17 protein-coding genes are annotated in these 15775 nt (G+C 29.1%); 11 read left to right on the top strand and 6 right to left on the bottom strand.

The features are described 5' to 3' along the window. Window positions 1-74 precede the first annotated feature (74 nt). From ispG to ASKIR_RS07475, 3 genes are read left to right on the top strand one after another with little or no spacing between them, the layout of a single operon-like run. Complete coding sequence (ispG, locus tag ASKIR_RS07485; RefSeq protein WP_066349972.1) at window positions 75-1136, top strand: flavodoxin-dependent (E)-4-hydroxy-3-methylbut-2-enyl-diphosphate synthase; 1062 nt, start codon at window positions 75-77, stop codon at window positions 1134-1136. After that, window positions 1136-2581: a replicative DNA helicase gene (locus ASKIR_RS07480; RefSeq protein ID WP_066158956.1), complete on the top strand. Its 1446-nt coding sequence runs from the start codon at window positions 1136-1138 to the stop codon at window positions 2579-2581. The genes ispG and ASKIR_RS07480 overlap by 1 nt, the downstream gene beginning before the upstream one ends. A gap of 20 nt (window positions 2582-2601) precedes the next feature. Beyond that, complete coding sequence (locus ASKIR_RS07475; RefSeq protein WP_066158953.1) at window positions 2602-2997, top strand: type II secretion system protein; 396 nt, start codon at window positions 2602-2604, stop codon at window positions 2995-2997. Window positions 2998-3036: 39 nt separating this feature from the next. Here the strand turns inward: ASKIR_RS07475 and ASKIR_RS07470 are convergent, their stop codons facing one another. After that, window positions 3037-3261, bottom strand: coding sequence for an ATP-binding protein (locus tag ASKIR_RS07470; RefSeq protein WP_170256951.1), 225 nt, complete (start codon window positions 3259-3261; stop codon window positions 3037-3039). A 197-nt stretch (window positions 3262-3458) separates the two neighbouring features. Here ASKIR_RS07470 and ASKIR_RS07460 point away from each other — a divergent pair, with 197 nt between their 5' ends. After that, window positions 3459-4619 carry a PepSY-associated TM helix domain-containing protein gene (locus ASKIR_RS07460; RefSeq protein ID WP_115588202.1) on the top strand — a complete coding sequence of 387 codons (1161 nt, stop codon included), beginning with the start codon at window positions 3459-3461 and terminating at the stop codon, window positions 4617-4619. Window positions 4620-4688: 69 nt separating this feature from the next. On the opposite strand, the gene kcuS is transcribed toward ASKIR_RS07460, so the two are convergent. Both kcuS and ASKIR_RS07450 read right to left on the bottom strand, forming a co-directional pair. Next, entirely contained in the window at window positions 4689-4886 is a 198-nt protein-coding gene (gene kcuS / locus ASKIR_RS07455; RefSeq protein ID WP_066158949.1) for a KCU-star family selenoprotein, read from the bottom strand. 2 nt (window positions 4887-4888) lie between these two features. Beyond that, window positions 4889-6988: a carbon starvation CstA family protein gene (locus ASKIR_RS07450; RefSeq protein ID WP_115588203.1), complete on the bottom strand. Its 2100-nt coding sequence runs from the start codon at window positions 6986-6988 to the stop codon at window positions 4889-4891. 164 nt (window positions 6989-7152) lie between these two features. Here ASKIR_RS07450 and ychF point away from each other — a divergent pair, with 164 nt between their 5' ends. Both ychF and ASKIR_RS07440 read left to right on the top strand, forming a co-directional pair. Continuing rightward, the gene (gene ychF / locus ASKIR_RS07445; RefSeq protein ID WP_066354290.1) at window positions 7153-8256 is read left to right on the top strand and encodes a redox-regulated ATPase YchF; all 1104 of its coding nucleotides are present in this window, start codon (window positions 7153-7155) and stop codon (window positions 8254-8256) included. A gap of 37 nt (window positions 8257-8293) precedes the next feature. Beyond that, entirely contained in the window at window positions 8294-9127 is an 834-nt protein-coding gene (locus ASKIR_RS07440) for an HDOD domain-containing protein (protein ID WP_115588204.1), read from the top strand. A gap of 3 nt (window positions 9128-9130) precedes the next feature. On the opposite strand, the gene recO is transcribed toward ASKIR_RS07440, so the two are convergent. Next, window positions 9131-9748 (bottom strand): recombination protein RecO, encoded by a 618-nt coding sequence (recO, locus tag ASKIR_RS07435; RefSeq protein WP_066354284.1) that lies wholly within the window; start codon window positions 9746-9748, stop codon window positions 9131-9133. Window positions 9749-9754: 6 nt separating this feature from the next. After that, entirely contained in the window at window positions 9755-10015 is a 261-nt protein-coding gene (locus ASKIR_RS07430; RefSeq protein ID WP_066158933.1) for a hypothetical protein, read from the bottom strand. Window positions 10016-10126: 111 nt separating this feature from the next. On the opposite strand from ASKIR_RS07430, the gene ppnP reads away from it, so the two are divergent. From ppnP to ASKIR_RS07410, 4 genes are all read left to right on the top strand, one after another. After that, on the top strand, window positions 10127-10441 hold the full coding sequence (gene ppnP / locus ASKIR_RS07425; protein ID WP_066158931.1) for a pyrimidine/purine nucleoside phosphorylase: 315 nt from the start codon (window positions 10127-10129) through the stop codon (window positions 10439-10441). A gap of 84 nt (window positions 10442-10525) precedes the next feature. Next, window positions 10526-11353, top strand: coding sequence for a thiamine-phosphate kinase (locus ASKIR_RS07420; RefSeq protein WP_115588205.1), 828 nt, complete (start codon window positions 10526-10528; stop codon window positions 11351-11353). Window positions 11354-11362: 9 nt separating this feature from the next. Beyond that, complete coding sequence (gene truD / locus ASKIR_RS07415; protein WP_115588206.1) at window positions 11363-12424, top strand: tRNA pseudouridine(13) synthase TruD; 1062 nt, start codon at window positions 11363-11365, stop codon at window positions 12422-12424. Between the two features lie 54 nt (window positions 12425-12478). After that, window positions 12479-12835, top strand: coding sequence for a hypothetical protein (locus ASKIR_RS07410; protein WP_066158920.1), 357 nt, complete (start codon window positions 12479-12481; stop codon window positions 12833-12835). 25 nt (window positions 12836-12860) lie between these two features. On the opposite strand, the gene ASKIR_RS07405 is transcribed toward ASKIR_RS07410, so the two are convergent. Beyond that, window positions 12861-15077, bottom strand: a complete 2217-nt coding sequence (locus tag ASKIR_RS07405; RefSeq protein WP_115588207.1) for a methyl-accepting chemotaxis protein — start codon at window positions 15075-15077, stop codon at window positions 12861-12863. Window positions 15078-15208: 131 nt separating this feature from the next. Here ASKIR_RS07405 and ruvA point away from each other — a divergent pair, with 131 nt between their 5' ends. After that, window positions 15209-15766: a Holliday junction branch migration protein RuvA gene (ruvA, locus tag ASKIR_RS07400; RefSeq protein WP_066159465.1), complete on the top strand. Its 558-nt coding sequence runs from the start codon at window positions 15209-15211 to the stop codon at window positions 15764-15766. Window positions 15767-15775 lie beyond the last annotated feature (9 nt).

The raw sequence follows: 15775 nt of genomic DNA, 5'->3' as shown, positions 1-15775 counted from the left end.
AGCATATAAAATAATCTCTTATTTATAAATTAAACTTCACTTCTATTTAATTTATTTTAGATAAAATCACACTTATGATTAAAAGATACCCAACAAAACAGATAAAAGTAGGAAATGTCCTAATTGGTGGTGATGCACCAATAAGTGTTCAATCTATGACATTTAGTAAAACATCAGATATTAAAGCTACTGTTGAGCAGATAACTAGACTTCATTTTGCAGGAGCTGATATTGTAAGAGTCGCTGTTCCTCATATTGAAGATGCACAAGCTTTAAAAGAGATAAAAAAGCAGGTACAAATACCAATTGTTGCAGATATTCATTTTCACTATAAACTAGCACTTATAGCTGCAGAAGTTGTTGATTGTATTAGAATAAATCCAGGAAATATTGGAGATAAAAAAAGAGTTCAAGAGGTTGTAAAGGCTTGTAATGAACGAAATATCCCAATTAGAGTTGGAGTAAACTGTGGAAGTTTAGAAAAAGAGTTTGAGAACAAATATGGTCAAACACCAAAAGGTATGGTTGCAAGTGCTGATTATAATATCAAATATCTTGAAGATTTAGGTTTTACAGATATTAAAATATCACTAAAAGCCTCTGATGTTCAAAGAACAGTTGAAGCTTATAGAATGTTAAGACCTATGAATAACTATCCATTTCATTTAGGGGTAACTGAAGCTGGAACTGCTTTTCACTCTACAATAAAATCATCAATTGCTCTTGGAAGTCTTATTTTAGATGGTATTGGAGATACGTTAAGAGTCTCTATGACAGGAGAGCTTGAAGAGGAAATTAAAGTAGGTCGAGCTATTTTAAAAGATGCTGGAGTTTTAAAAGAGGGTTTAAATATTATTTCATGTCCAACTTGTGGAAGAATTGAAGCTGATTTAGTAAGTGCTGTTGCAGAGGTTGAGAGAAGAACAGCTCATATTAAAACTCCTCTTGATGTTTCAGTTATGGGTTGTGTTGTAAATGCTATTGGAGAGGCAAAAAGTGCTGATGTTGCAATTGCTTTTGGAAAAGGAAGTGGGCTTGTTATGAAAAAAGGTGAGATTATTGCAAAATTAAGTGGTGATGCTTTAATAGACAAGTTTGTTGAAGAAGTTGAATTTGAAGCGAAAAGAAAAGCATAATGGATAGTATTTATAGCATAAACATTGAAAGAGCTGTTTTAAGTTCAATCTTCTTTAACCCTGAAGAGCTAGAGGATGTTTTAGGAGTTTTAAAACCTAAAGATTTTTATCTTCCAGCTCATAGGGCTATTTTTGAAGCAATGGTAAAACTTCATGAAGAAGATATGCCAATTGATGAGGATTTTGTAAGAAATAGAGTTGATAAGAAAAGTGCAGATGATCAAGTTTTACTTGAAATTTTAAGTGCAAATCCTATTACAAATACAGCTGCTTATGTAAGAGAGATAAAAGATAGTGCTGTAAAAAGAGAGTTAGCAACACTTGCAACAACAATAAAAAAAGTTGCAATTGAAGATGAGGTTAGTGCAAATGAAGCTTTAGATACCATTCAGGGAGAGCTTTATAAAATATCTACAAATAGTGCTACTAGTGAATTAAAAGATATGCAAACTGTTACAAGTGATACTTTAGATTATATTAAAAAGATGAAACTACTTGGTAATAAATATCTAATTGGTCAAACAACAGGTTTTGATTCACTTGATAAAAGAACAACAGGATTAAATGAGGGTGATTTAGTAATTATTGCTGCACGTCCAGCCATGGGAAAAACTGCACTTGTTTTAAATATGGCTTTAAAAAATGTTGAAAGAGGAAAAGGTGTAATATTTTTCTCACTTGAGATGCCAGCTGAACAGCTGATGCTAAGAATGCTTGCTGCAAAGACATCAATTCCTTTACAAAATCTTAGAAAAGGTGATATGGATGATAAAGAGTGGTCTATTTTAAGTGCTGCTTTTGATGATTTAAATAGTAAAAAACTATTTGTTGATGATGGTGGAAGTATAAATATTAATCAACTTCGTGCAAGAGTGCGAAAACTTGCTCAAAATCAAGAGAATAATATTAGCCTTGTAATTATCGATTATCTTCAACTTATGCAAGGTCTTGGAAATAAAGATAGACATCAAGAGGTTTCTGATATTTCAAGAGGTCTTAAAATGCTTGCGCGTGAGCTTAAAATTCCGATTGTTGCACTCTCTCAATTAAATAGGGGATTAGAAAATAGACCTGATAAAAGACCAATGTTAAGTGATTTAAGAGAATCAGGAGCAATTGAGCAGGATGCTGATATTATAATGTTTGTTTACAGAGATGATGTTTATAAGCAAAGAGATGAGGCCAGAAAAGAGAAAGAGGCAAAAGATAGGGGTGAGGATTATAAATCTAAATTTATAGACAGACCTATTGAAGAGGCTGAAATAATAATTGGAAAACAAAGAAATGGACCAATTGCTACAGTTAAACTGGATTTTCATAAATCTTTGACTAAGTTTATGGATAAAGAGAATGAAAACTTTGGTGCAGCACCGGTTGAAGTTGTTTTTGAATCAATTGTTGATACATCAAAAGAGACAAAGGTAGATTTTCCAGATATTTTTTAAATTTACACAAGGAGCATAAAATGAAAAAAGCTTTTTCTTTGATCGAGATTATATTTGTGATTGTAATTTTGGGAATAATAGTCTCATTTGCTGCTCCAAAACTTATGGATACAAAAGATAGTGCTTTGGTATCAACATTAAAAAGAGATATCTCTACAGCAATAAACTCTATTCAAAGCTACTATTTGTTGAATCAAAAAATTGAAGATATAAATGATGTTTTAAATATAGGTTCTACAAATTGGGATATTGAAAAACTAAGAATGAGTGATAAAAACTCTTGTGTTAGTTTAGAGATAAAAAATAGTATAAATGGTTTAAAAATTGAGCTAGATGTAGATTTAGTTAAAGATTTACCAATTTGTAAAAAGTTAAGAGAGAGTGGTTTAGAGTCAAAAACTTTTGATGTTTATTAAAAATAATATTTAAACATTTTTCAAATTTATAACTAAATTTTATATCAGAATAGAAAAACAAGCCCCTGATGGCATGTTTTTTGCCTCTATTGTTCCTTTGAAATGATTTTCAATTATCATTTTTGACATATAAAGACCTATACCACTCCCTTTTTCTTTTGTTGTAAAGTAAGGCTCAAAAATATGGTTTATATTTTTATTTTCTATACCACCTGCATTATCAATTTTTAATTTCAAAACTAATAAATATACTATTCTTATCAAAAATAGGTTTCATTATATTAGAAATATCTATTTTGCATATCTCAAATGCTTCACATATTGAAGCCTTATTTCCTGCAATTAATCAAGTATTTAAATTGAATGATAATGAAAAATAATACTAATTATTGATTTGTTAAAGTAGTATTAAAGTTGATTTAGTAGTATTCAAATTTAATTTATAAAAAGGAGCATATATTATGCATAAGTCATTTTGGTTTCAACTTCACTGGTTGTTGGGGTTAGTTTTTGGACTTACTTTGTTTATTGTAGGTATTTCAGGAGCAATTTTATCTTATGAAAAAGAGATATTAAGATTTATAAATAAAGATACATATAGTGTAAAAATTCCAGCAGATAAACAAATCTTAACAACTCAAGAGATTTTAGAAAAGTATCAATATTTAAATAAAGATGCAAAGATAAATAGCATCTCTTTTTCAAGTGATAAAAGTGAAAGTGTAGTCTTAAGCCTAGCAGATCCAAATAATAGAAAAGGTAAAAATATATTTATAAATCCTTATACAGCTGAGGTTTTGCCAGATATTAAAGGAAGAGAATTTTTCTCTTTTATGAGATCATTTCATCGATGGTTAGCTTTTGAAGGAGAGGCTAGAACTATTGGTAAAAATATAGTTGCTATTACAACTATTGTTTGTTTAATTTTAACTATAGGTGGATTAGTTGTATATTGGCCAAGAGTTAAAAGAAACTTTTTAAATAGCTTTACATTTAGTTTTAAACACAAAAAAAGAGCTTTTGTATCAACTATGCATAGTGCTGTTGGTATGTGGGTTATTCCATTTTTCTTACTTTTATGTCTAACAGGACTTTACTGGTCGTATGATTGGTATAGAAGTGCTATGTTTACGGTGATGCAAGTTGAACAACCAAAAAGAGCAGCATCTTCTCAACAAACAAAAATAGATAAAAAAGAGGATATAAAAGCTATTAGTTTTGATAATCATCAAAAAGTAGTTGATATATTTAATCAAAATGTTTCAAAAGATTATAAAAATGCAAGATTATCATTAACACCAAATAAAGATGGCTTATACACAATAACATATTTATATGCAGATGCAACTCACTTTAGAGAATCAAACTCTATGCAAATAGATATTTCAAAATTAGCTGTTGTAAAAGATTCTAAATTTGAAGATAAAAAATTAAATGAACAACTTATGAGTAGTATGTTACCTCTTCATAGTGGAGAGTATTTTGGTTGGATTGGACAACTTTTGATGTTTTTAGCATCTTCATTAATGGCACTATTTGTAATAACAGGATATATGCTTTATTATGACAGATTAAAGAAAAAAAGAGCCAAAGCTTTAAAAGAAAATAGTTCTATAAATTAGATAATAAAAAAGGTCAAGAAAAATCTTGACCTTTTTTGTATGTTTAGTAGAGCCTCTACTCTTGATTTTTTAACAACACTTTTTAAAACCACCACTGTTATATCTTCTATCTAGTGCTTCATTAAAAAATTCACCTCTTGATAAAACTTTATCATTTGGATGGTTTCTTTTCATATGCTCAAGATATTTTTCATAACTTGATAGTCCCACAAGGGGATGAAAAAACTTTTCAGATTTTTCATAAAGTGTTTTAATATGTTTAAACACTTTTAAGCCTTTTGAAGAGAATCAAGTCTTACATAAGGAGACTCTTTTAAAGGTATTTTAATTTTTCCAAAACAGATTCCCAAAGTTGCAATTATTACTAAAGTAGTTGCAAACATAAAGAATATACATAAAATTGCATTTATAATATTTGAAAACTTAACTTGAGTTGAAATAGAGATACTATTTTGGATTTTTTCAATTTCAGCTACATCAGTTGTAGTTAAAAGTTTTGCTTCTAAATCAACAATTTTTTGTGAGTGAATTTGAGCAGTTGCAACATGACTTACTGCATTATGAACTCTATCTCCCTCTTTATATGGTAATACTTTTTGAATTCCACCATACATTGTTGCAGTTAGAACAAAAATTGCTGGAATTACAGTAACCCAAGTATATTTTGCTTTCCCCATTTTGTATAAAACAGCAGTAGCAAGTAAAAGTGCAATACCAGCTAACATTTGGTTACTTACACCAAATAGTGGCCATAATGAATAAATTCCACCTCTTGGATCAATTGTTCCTTGGTATAAGAAATATCCCCATCCAGCAACACTTAAAAAAGTTGCTAAAATACCAGCAGCATAGTTATTTGTATTTCCTAAAGGTTTGTAAACATTTCCTAAAATATCTTGAACCATAAATCTACAAGCTCTAGTACCTGCATCAACAGCAGTTAAAATAAACAGAGCTTCAAATAAAATTGCAAAGTGATACCAAAATGCCATCATATCAATTCCACCAAATAGTTCATGAAGAACTAAAGCAACCCCAATTGCAAATGTTGGAGCCCCACCTGTTCTTGATAAAATTGTCTCTTCACCAATATTTTTTGTTAAAGAAATTATCTCTTCAGGAGTTACACTAAATCCCCAGCTTGAGATTGTTTGCGCAACTTGAATAATATCTGTTCCTATAAATGCAGCTGGTGAGTTAATAGCAAAATATAATCCTGGATGCAAAATTGTTGCACAAATTAGAGCCATAATAGCAACAGCACTCTCCATTAACATTGAACCATATCCAACAGGAAGTGCATGAGTCTCATTTTCAAGCATTTTAGGACTTGTTCCACTTGAAATTAGAGCATGGAAACCACTAATAGCACCACAAGCAATAGTAATAAATAAAAATGGAAAAATAGCACCTGCAAAAACTGGACCAGTTCCATCAAGGTATTGAGAGTTTACCTTTGGCATTTGAATATCTGGAGCAACAATAACAATTGCAATTGCCATAAGTAAAATTACACCAATTTTCAAAAAAGTTGATAGATAATCTCTAGGCGCTAATAAAAACCATACAGGTAAAACAGCAGCTATAAAACCATAAGCCATCATGATAATTGCTAAAGTTGAAGCATCAAATGTAAATCTAGCAGCCCAAACAGGATCTGCTGAAATAACACTTCCATAATGAATAGCCAAAATTAAAAGTACAAATCCAATAACTGAAGCCTCTCCAACTTTTCCAGGTCTTAAATATCTCATATAAATACCCATAAAAATTGCGATTGGAATAGTCATAGCAATAGTAAACAGTCCCCAAGGAGATTCTGCAAGTGCTTTTACAACAACCATTGATAAAATTGCAATAATAATTAGCATAATACCAAATATAGCAATCATAGTAACACCACCAACAAAAGTTCCTAATTCATCTTTTATAATTTCACCCAGTGATTTACCATTTCTTCTTGAAGATATAAATAAAACCACGAAATCGTGAACTGCACCTGCAAAAACTCCACCTACAAGTATCCATAACATTGAAGGCAGATATCCCATTTGAGCAGCTAAAATTGGACCAACAAGTGGACCAGCTCCTGCAATTGCTGCAAAATGATGACCAAATAAAACAGATCTATTTGTTGGAACATAATCTCTTCCATCATCATTAATCATAGCAGGAGTTGCTCTATTTTTATCAAGTTCTAAAACTTTGTAAGCAACAAACCTTCCATAAAATCTATATGCAATCATATAGATACAAACAGCTGCAACAACTAAGTACATAGCTGAAACAGTTTCACCATTTTGTAGTGCTAAATAACCAAAGCATACAGCTCCAACTACCGCAACTACACCCCAGAGTAGTTTATTCATAGCGATTCCTTTTTTTTAAATAAAACTTTTAAGTCTACTACTTAATGTATAAAATAAAAATTAAGTAAATTGTTAAAAATAACCTAAATTTTGTAAATATCTATTTATCTATTATTTTGTAATTTTTGTCTATAATAATGCTCATAAAAAAACAAAGGATTAAAATGGGATTAGGAGTAGGAATAGTAGGACTTCCAAATGTGGGGAAAAGTACAACTTTTAATGCTTTAACAAAAGCACAAAATGCACAAGCGGAAAACTATCCATTTTGTACAATAGAGCCAAATAAAGCAATAGTTCCAGTTCCTGATAAAAGACTTGATGAGCTAGCAAAGATAGTAAATCCAGATAAAATTCAACACTCAACTATTGATTTTGTTGATATTGCTGGACTTGTAAGAGGTGCTAGTAAAGGTGAGGGGCTAGGAAATCAATTTTTATCAAATATAAGAGAAGTTGAAGTTATTTTGCATATGGTTAGATGTTTTGAAGATGGAAATATTGTTCATGTGGAGGGTGATGTAAACCCTTTAAGAGATATAGAGATAATTGAAACAGAGCTTATCTATGCAGATATTTCTCAATTAGAGAAAAAAATTGAAAGACTTAAAAAACAGTCAAAAGGTAGTAAAGAAGCAGCAGCTCAACTTGTAATTGCTGAAGAGTTATATGCTCATATTGGTGAACTTCAACCTGTTAAAACATTTGAAAATAGAGATAATGAAGTATTTATAGCATTAGATAAAGAGCTTAGATTTTTATCAAATAAAGATGTAATATATGGTGCTAATGTTGATGAAGATACATTAAGTGTTGGAACAAATGATTATGTTGAGATGGTAAAAGAGCATGCATCAAATGTTGGTGCGGATGTTATTGTTTTATGTGCAAAAATTGAAGAGGAGCTTGTAGGTCTTGAAGATGATGAAGCAAGAGCATTTTTGGATGATTTAGGAGTTGCTGAATCAGGTTTAGAGCAAATTATTCAAAAAGCTTTTGATAAATTAGGTCTTCAAAGCTATTTTACAGCTGGAAAAATAGAGGTTCGTGCTTGGACAATTAGAAAAAATACAAAAGCTCCACAAGCAGCTGCTGTTATTCACAATGACTTTGAAAAAGGTTTTATTAAAGCAGAGGTTATATCTTATGAAGATTTTGTTAAATTTGGTGGAGAAGCTAAATGCAAAGATGCTGGAAAACTAAGACTTGAAGGTAAGGATTATGTTGTTCAAGATGGTGATGTTATGCATTTTAGATTTAATGTGTAAGGAAGATTGATTTAAAAAAATAAAATAGGGGGCTATTTTGCAATTATCTGAGGTATTAAGAAGAGTTGAGTCCTTGGCTCCTCTTCCAAGAACTATTATTGAAATTGAACAATATAGAAAAAAAGAAGAAAAAGAGATACAAGAGTTATATGAAATTATTAAAAAAGATGCTTTATTAGTTACAAATCTTTTAAAAATTGCAAACTCTGCAATGTTTGGATTTAGAAGTAAAGTTGAAACACCATTACGAGCTATAACTCTTCTTGGGATTAACTTTACAATTTCTGTTGCAATCTCTACAAGTAGTCAAAAACTTTTAATATCTTCATTGTCACCTTATGGACTTTCAAATGATGATTTTATGAAGGCTTCAAATATAGCTTTAGCCCTTACAAATTTATGGTTAAATAAAGTTGATCCAGAGTTAAAAGATAAACTTTTGCTTCCAGCTTTACTACAAGATATTGGTAAATATATTATTTCAGATGTACTAATTTTAAACAATAAAGAGAGTGATTTTTATAAAAAGGTATTAGAAAATTTAAAATCACTACAAGAGATAGAGAAAGATTTTTTTGAATTTTCAAGTTCATATGTTACTGCTCATATTTTTAAACATTGGAATCTTAATCAAGAGTTAATAAACACTATAGAGTTTGTTGATGATGTAGAAAAGTCACCAATTGAGTATAAACAAAAAGTAATGATTTTAGATGTTATTAAAACAGCTTCAAATATAAAAGAGCCTTTAAGTGAAAAATCAATTAATATGGCAATTAAAAAGGCTAAAGAGTATAAATTAAATGATAAAGCATTAATAGAAGCAATTAATACTTTAAAAACTAGATTAGAAAATGAAAATATTTATTAGATTTTAAAGTCCAAGTAGAATAATTTCCCAAAGTTTTTCTACTTCCTCATCTTCTAAGTTTATTGAAGATTTTGAATTAAATAGCTCTTTTATCTTATTTATTTCAAAGCTTTTTGCTCTATTAACACAAACTTTATGAACAGGAATAAATCCTCTAATTAAACCTAAGTTAAAATCAACCTCTATTTCACAAATAAGACACTCAAAGTTTGTATGAAGTCTTCCCTCATGCTCTAAAAGTAAAATATATGATTCAACAATTGCTCTTAAAACATTTTGTTTATTAATCTTAGTTACTAACTCTTCAAGTGTTTTAAAATAGAAACTATCAGGCTCTTCTAACTCTTTTAAATGAGTGTAAAATAGTTTTAAATATCTTTGCCAAGCATACATTTTTTCACTATTTAAAATCCAAGGAAAACCAAGTTGCATAACATCTTTTAATCTTGAAATAGAGGATTTAGTCTTCTCTAATTCAAAATCTATTTTGTAACCAATATTGATATTTGAGTGCCTAGCTCCATAAAATCTATAAGTTGTTATAAGCTCTTTTTCACACAAAATTGTAACTATTAAATCATCATCTTTAACAGCTTTTATATCAATAATATAGCCCTGCATATAATATTAATCAATATCCTCATTTAGCATATCATTTATCTCTTCAATTAATTCAGCCGCCTCTTCATCATCAATCTCTCCAGCTTCTAACTCACTTAAAAGTTCCAAAAACTCTTTTTTCATCTCTTGCATAGAGTTTAACTCTTCTTTTGTATTTTCATCATCTTTTTTTGAAGCAATCAACTCAAGTAGTTCATCAATATAATCATCAACATCTTCTAAAACAACATTTTTTATTAAATCTTTTAGCTCTTCTTGCTTATTCATTTTGTAACCTTTTTAAAATTTTGAGGGATTATAGCAGAAAATTGTAACTATATTTAATATTCTCACATAAAAATTTGGATATACTTCTTTGAGAAAAATTAAGGAGAACAGATGGATTATTTTAGAGGTGTTTCTATTGCTAAAGCTGCAAATATTTTATATGATGGAAACATTACAAGCAGAGCAATTACATTTGAAGATGGTTCAAAAAAGACTTTAGGAATTATGCTACCTGGTGAGTATGAGTTAAATACTGTTAATAAAGAGATTATAGATATTCAAAGAGGAAGTTTAGAGTTACTTCTACCAGCATCTGATTGGGTTAAATATGAAGGACCTGCATCTTTTGAAGTTCCAGAGAATACAAAATTTAAACTAAGAGTTCACTCACTAGTTGATTACTGTTGCTCTTTTATAAAAAACTAATAAAAATTAAAACAGTGAAAACACTGTTTTAAACTTACCCAATTTAATCAATTCTTTTTGCAAAATTTCGATACACTTCTTCTTATGAATAAAGAACAATTTTTTATAAATAGTATACAAAATAGTAAATACAACGGCGATGATGGTGCGTTTATAGATGGGTATGTTTACTCCATGGATGCTTTTTTTGAAGATGTACACTTTAAAAAAGATTGGTTTACATTAAAACAAATAGCATATAAATCAATGCTTGTAAATATATCTGATGCAATTGCTATGAATGCAAAACCAAAATATGCACTAATAAGCATAGCTATTCCAAAATATTATACAAATGAAGATTTACAAGAGCTTGCAAATGGATTTAAAAAAGCAGCCAAAGATTTTGATTTTGAAATTATTGGTGGCGATACAATTGAAAATTATAAATTAGATATTAGTATTACAATTATTTCAAAAACTTCAAAACCTATATATAGAAGTGGTGTAAAAGAGGGTGATTATCTCTGTTATACAGGAAAATTAGGAGATAGTAAAAAAGATTTAGAGGCTTTATTAAGCGGAAAAAAAATTAAAAAATCATCTAAATTTATAAAACCAGTTCTAAAAGCTGATTTTTTTTATGAGGCTTCAAAATATATAAATGCTTCTATGGATATTAGTGATGGATTGTTTTTAGATTTAGAAAAACTCTCAATTGCTTCAAATATTGGATTTGATATTTTTAGAAAAATTGATGATAATATTGCTAGTTCTGGTGAAGAGTATGAGATACTTTTTTCATGTAGTCAAAAAAATCTAAAAAAGATTGAGCAAATAGCAAAAAAGCATAAAACAAAATTGAACTTCTTTGCAAAAGCTGTAAAAGGAAGTTTTAGAACAAATCTTTCAAACCACCATTTTAAAAATTAAGGAAAAAAATTGCAATTACAAAGATATTTAAACCACTCAAAAATAGATGTACTTTTTAAACAAACGAAAGATGATTTTGTTGTAAATGAGGTACCTTTATATGAATTTAGTGGTGATGGTGAACATCTAATTTTAAAACTTAGAAAAAAAGATTTAGCAACTTGGGATGCTATAGAGATTTTAGCAAACTATTTGAAGTGTAGTACAAGAGAGTTTGGATATGCAGGACTTAAAGATAAAAATGCAATGACAATTCAGCATATTTCAATTCATAAAAAATATGAAGAGGCATTAAAAAATTTTAGTCATGAAAATATAAAAATTCTTGAAACAACTTATCATAATAATAAGATAAAAATTGGTCATTTAAAAGGAAACAACTTTTTTATTAGGCTAAAAAGAGTTGGATTAGTTGAAAAAAGAAAAATTGAAGAGGCTTTAGGACAAATTGCTACTTATGGTATGCCAAACTATTTCGGATTTCAAAGATTTGGAATTGATGGTGAAAACTACAAAAAAGGTCAAGCTATTGTTGAAGGAAAATTAAAAGAGAGAAATAGAAATTTAAAACAGATGTTTATAAATGCTTATCAAAGTTATCTTTTTAACTCTTGGCTTTCAAAGAGAATAGAGATTTCAAAACTAATAGAAACTTTTGAACCAAAAGAGATTTATGAAAAGTTAAATCTTCCACTTGATGAGGTAAAAAGAGCAAAAAAACAGCCTCATCCATTTAAAATTATTACAGGAGATTTACTCTCTCATTATCCATTTGGAAGAATATTTATAATTGATGATTTAGAGAGTGAGAGTCAAAAATTTTTTGAAAAAGATAGAGTTCCAACTGGACTTTTATGTGGAAAAAGAGTTAAGAAGTCTGAAGGTCTTGCACAAGAGATTGAAAAAGAGTTTGATGTGCAAATGGGTGAAGATGGAGCAAGAAGATTTGCTTTTATATTTCCAGAAAATATACAGAGTAATTATAAAGAGGATAAAAATCATATGGAATTAAATTTTTACCTTCCTAAAGGCTCATATGCAACGGAATTTATAGCTGAAATTATACATTAATTATTTAAGTGATTTTTTGCTAGTATCGAATTTACATTAACATAAGGGTAACAAATGAGATATGAAGAGCTAATAACTGAACTTTGTGAGGTTATAAAAGAGACTGAAAATGATTCAATTGATATTTTTGAAAACACTGAAGAGATTTCAAAAGTTATTGATGATCTTGAAATTCCAAGACATAAAAGAGAAAAATTAGGGGATTTTATTTCAAATATTTATGGACTTCTACAAAGACAAGATTTACATAGACAAAAAATAGAGAGAGTTGTTAATTTTGTTTGTGATAAAAATGATATTGATAAATCTCAATATAATATTGCACCTAGTGCAAAAACAATTTCTGTGTCAGAAAATAGTATGAGTGCTGATGATTTAGAAGAACTTATTAGACAGATGCAACAAGAGTAAGATGGTTTAAAACCATCTTACTCTTTTAAACATTTAATATAAATTTAGCAAATGGAGTTGAACTTTTATTGCTAGTTTTAATATTGTCTAAACTCTCAAATAGTTCATTTGTACTTTTTTCAACTCTGTTTGCAGTAGCATTTAAAATATCATTTTTATCTTTAGCAGCATTTGAATTTACTAAATCTTGAAGGCTTGAATGGAATTTAAGATTTAACTTATTTATACTATCCAATATATTCTCATCTTTTATTTTATTGTAGTTCTCTTCACTATTTAGCCAATCTTTAACATAGTTACTGTTAGCTACTTGAAACGATTTTTGATTTCCAAGTTTTGAATATACTTCATCTTTACTTTTTAGAATATTAACCTTTAATAAAGCTGTATCAAATACTAAATCTACATCATAAACCTTTTCTAAACTCTCTTCAAGAAATGATGTTCTTGAAGCTGCAGTTACTAAATAACTTGACATATATGCAATTGAATTTGCCATATTTGATATCTGTTCAGCAACCTGTGCATTTTTTTGTGTAGATTTATCTAAAGAGCCAATTGCATCATTAATTTGTAATATCCCAACTTCTTGCTCTTTTGAAGCAGTTGCCACACTTTCAATAGTAGTTAAAGTGTTTGAAATATTGTTATTTAATTCGCTATATCCATCAATCATATTATTAGCAATACTCTTACCTTGACTTGCTTTTTGAGTCGCTTTTTCTACAATCTCTTTAATCTCTCTTGCAGCTTCTGCACTTCTATTTGCTAGATTTCGCACCTCTTGAGCAACAACAGCAAAACCTTTTCCAGCTTCACCAGCAGTTGCTGCTTCAACTGCTGCGTTTAGACTTAAGATATTTGTTTGGAATGCTATTTGATCAATTACCTCAATAGCTTCATTTATAGAGCTAACCTCTTTATTTATGTCATCCATAGATTTAGATGTTTGATTCGCTAAATCTTGACCTTTTTTAGCAGATAGACTTAAATTTTGTGCTAGCTGTGCCATTTGAACAGCTGCTTGAGTATTTGCTTGAATTGTTGCAGTTATCTCTTCAAGTGCAGCAGATGTCTCTTCTAAGCTAGCAGCTTGTTCAGCTGATGAGCTTTTAAGTCTTAAAGATGTATCTGAAAGTGTTTGTGTACTATCTTTTAGAGCATTTCCTGTATTCATAACAATAGCAAGAAGCTCTGAAGTATTGTTTCCTACAAGTTTGATACCACTTGCAAGTGATCCTAGGTTTCCAAAAATATCATCATCTTTTAAAATATAGTCATATTTTGATTCAGCATAATTTCTTAAGGCTTCATTTATTTTGTCTAAAGTCTCTTTTGTTCTTTCAATCATTAAATTTAATTTATTTTTTAAATCTTCTACATGAATATTTGAAGCTCTATTTTCAACTTTATAAACAAAAAATCCATTTGCAGTCTTCTCTATAACATCATTAACCTCTTCAATTACAATCTCATCTTGTTTTAATCCATCTCTTACTTTATTCATATATGAGTTAAATAAATTTGCAACCTCTCCAATCTCATCATCCGTTTTTACATTTAGTTTTATATTTGTATCATTTGATGCAAGAAGCTCTTCAAAACCATTTTTTAGGCTCTCTATTGGACTTGTAGCTCTTTTTACAATAAAGAAAATTAAAGTTATTGTAATAAGCCCCAAAATTGTTGAAGCTATAGAGATATCTTTTAATAAATTACTTATTTTTTCATCCGTTTCTGCAAGAGAGAAAGTTAAATCCATAACACCAATTACATCACCAATCTCTTGGTTTGCGTGACACATCATACACTCGGCTGTAGCAATCATTGGTTTAATCATTCTAATATTATGACCATCGGCATCATTTGTTTGAATTAACTGATTTTCTTTTGATTCAAAGCTCTCTAAAACTTTTGGATCTTCTGTATAGGGAACTGTTGTTGGATATAGTTCCATTAAAGCTTTACTTTTTGCTACAACTAACTGCTTAACACCTTTTATCTGTCTAGCCTCTTCTTCTGCTTTTGCTATTAAATCAGGATCTCCTGTATTCATTGTATTTCTTAAAGTTTGAAATATTGATGCATTTAACATCTCCAAACTCTCTTTTGCATTTGATATAGAGTCTTCAGTTACCTTTGTAGTTGTAGAATAAACGATAAAACTGCTACTTAGAAAAGTAAGTAAAAAAAGCGCAACCATAATTTTATTACTAATCTTTTTTGTTATAAAATCCAACATATCTAACCCTTATTTTTTAAGTAGAATTATTATATACTTAAAAACTTTAAAACAGAGTGAGAAAATCTATAAAAAAATAAAATTAAGATTAATTTATAATAGATATAAAAAAAATATAAAGTGGGATTGCATTGATAGTAGGATTAATAGGTAAAGTTGTGAAAAAAGAGCCAACAGTTATACATTTAAATGTAAATGGAGTTATTTATGAAGTTTTTGTATCTTTAAATTGTAGTTCAAAAATTATTTCTGATGAAGTTAAGTTTGAGATTACTGAGATTATAAGAGAAGATGCACACAATTTATATGGTTTTTTAGATTCAAATGAAAAAAAACTTTTTGATACAGTTATTAAAATAAATGGAGTAGGACCAAAAGTTGCACTTGCAATCTGCTCTACATTTACACCAAGTTCTTTTGCTCAAATTGTATCTTCAAGTGATGTAAATATGTTAAAAAGAGTTCCAGGAATTGGTCCAAAAGGTGCTAGTAGAATATTAGTAGAGCTTAGTGGATTTGTTGTTGAGACAAATAGTAGTAGCGATATTCCAAATATTAATCTTGAAGCTTCACTAGCTTTAGAATCACTAGGATTTAAAAAAGATTTAATTTCAACTATCTTAAAAACTTGTACAAGCTCAACAACTTCTGAATTAGTTAGAGAAGCACTTAAAAAATTACAAAAATAAAAGGGAAAT

The sequence above is a fragment of the Aliarcobacter skirrowii CCUG 10374 genome (assembly GCF_003544835.1).
GTDB classification, from domain to species: Bacteria; Campylobacterota; Campylobacteria; order Campylobacterales; family Arcobacteraceae; genus Aliarcobacter; species Aliarcobacter skirrowii.
This window is presented reverse-complemented; position numbering and strand designations above follow the sequence as displayed.

Excerpts from the sequence above, each read along its gene's own strand:
- ispG (WP_066349972.1), top strand. The coding sequence starts at position 75 with ATGATTAAAAGATACCCAACAAAACAGATAAAAGTAGGAAATGTCCTA.
- ASKIR_RS07480 (WP_066158956.1), top strand. The coding sequence starts at position 1,136 with ATGGATAGTATTTATAGCATAAACATTGAAAGAGCTGTTTTAAGTTCA.
- ASKIR_RS07475 (WP_066158953.1), top strand. The coding sequence starts at position 2,602 with ATGAAAAAAGCTTTTTCTTTGATCGAGATTATATTTGTGATTGTAATT.
- ASKIR_RS07460 (WP_115588202.1), top strand. The coding sequence starts at position 3,459 with ATGCATAAGTCATTTTGGTTTCAACTTCACTGGTTGTTGGGGTTAGTT.
- ASKIR_RS07450 (WP_115588203.1), bottom strand. The coding sequence starts at position 6,988 with ATGAATAAACTACTCTGGGGTGTAGTTGCGGTAGTTGGAGCTGTATGC.
- ychF (WP_066354290.1), top strand. The coding sequence starts at position 7,153 with ATGGGATTAGGAGTAGGAATAGTAGGACTTCCAAATGTGGGGAAAAGT.
- recO (WP_066354284.1), bottom strand. The coding sequence starts at position 9,748 with ATGCAGGGCTATATTATTGATATAAAAGCTGTTAAAGATGATGATTTA.
- ASKIR_RS07430 (WP_066158933.1), bottom strand. The coding sequence starts at position 10,015 with ATGAATAAGCAAGAAGAGCTAAAAGATTTAATAAAAAATGTTGTTTTA.
- ppnP (WP_066158931.1), top strand. The coding sequence starts at position 10,127 with ATGGATTATTTTAGAGGTGTTTCTATTGCTAAAGCTGCAAATATTTTA.
- ASKIR_RS07420 (WP_115588205.1), top strand. The coding sequence starts at position 10,526 with ATGAATAAAGAACAATTTTTTATAAATAGTATACAAAATAGTAAATAC.
- ASKIR_RS07410 (WP_066158920.1), top strand. The coding sequence starts at position 12,479 with ATGAGATATGAAGAGCTAATAACTGAACTTTGTGAGGTTATAAAAGAG.
- ASKIR_RS07405 (WP_115588207.1), bottom strand. The coding sequence starts at position 15,077 with ATGTTGGATTTTATAACAAAAAAGATTAGTAATAAAATTATGGTTGCG.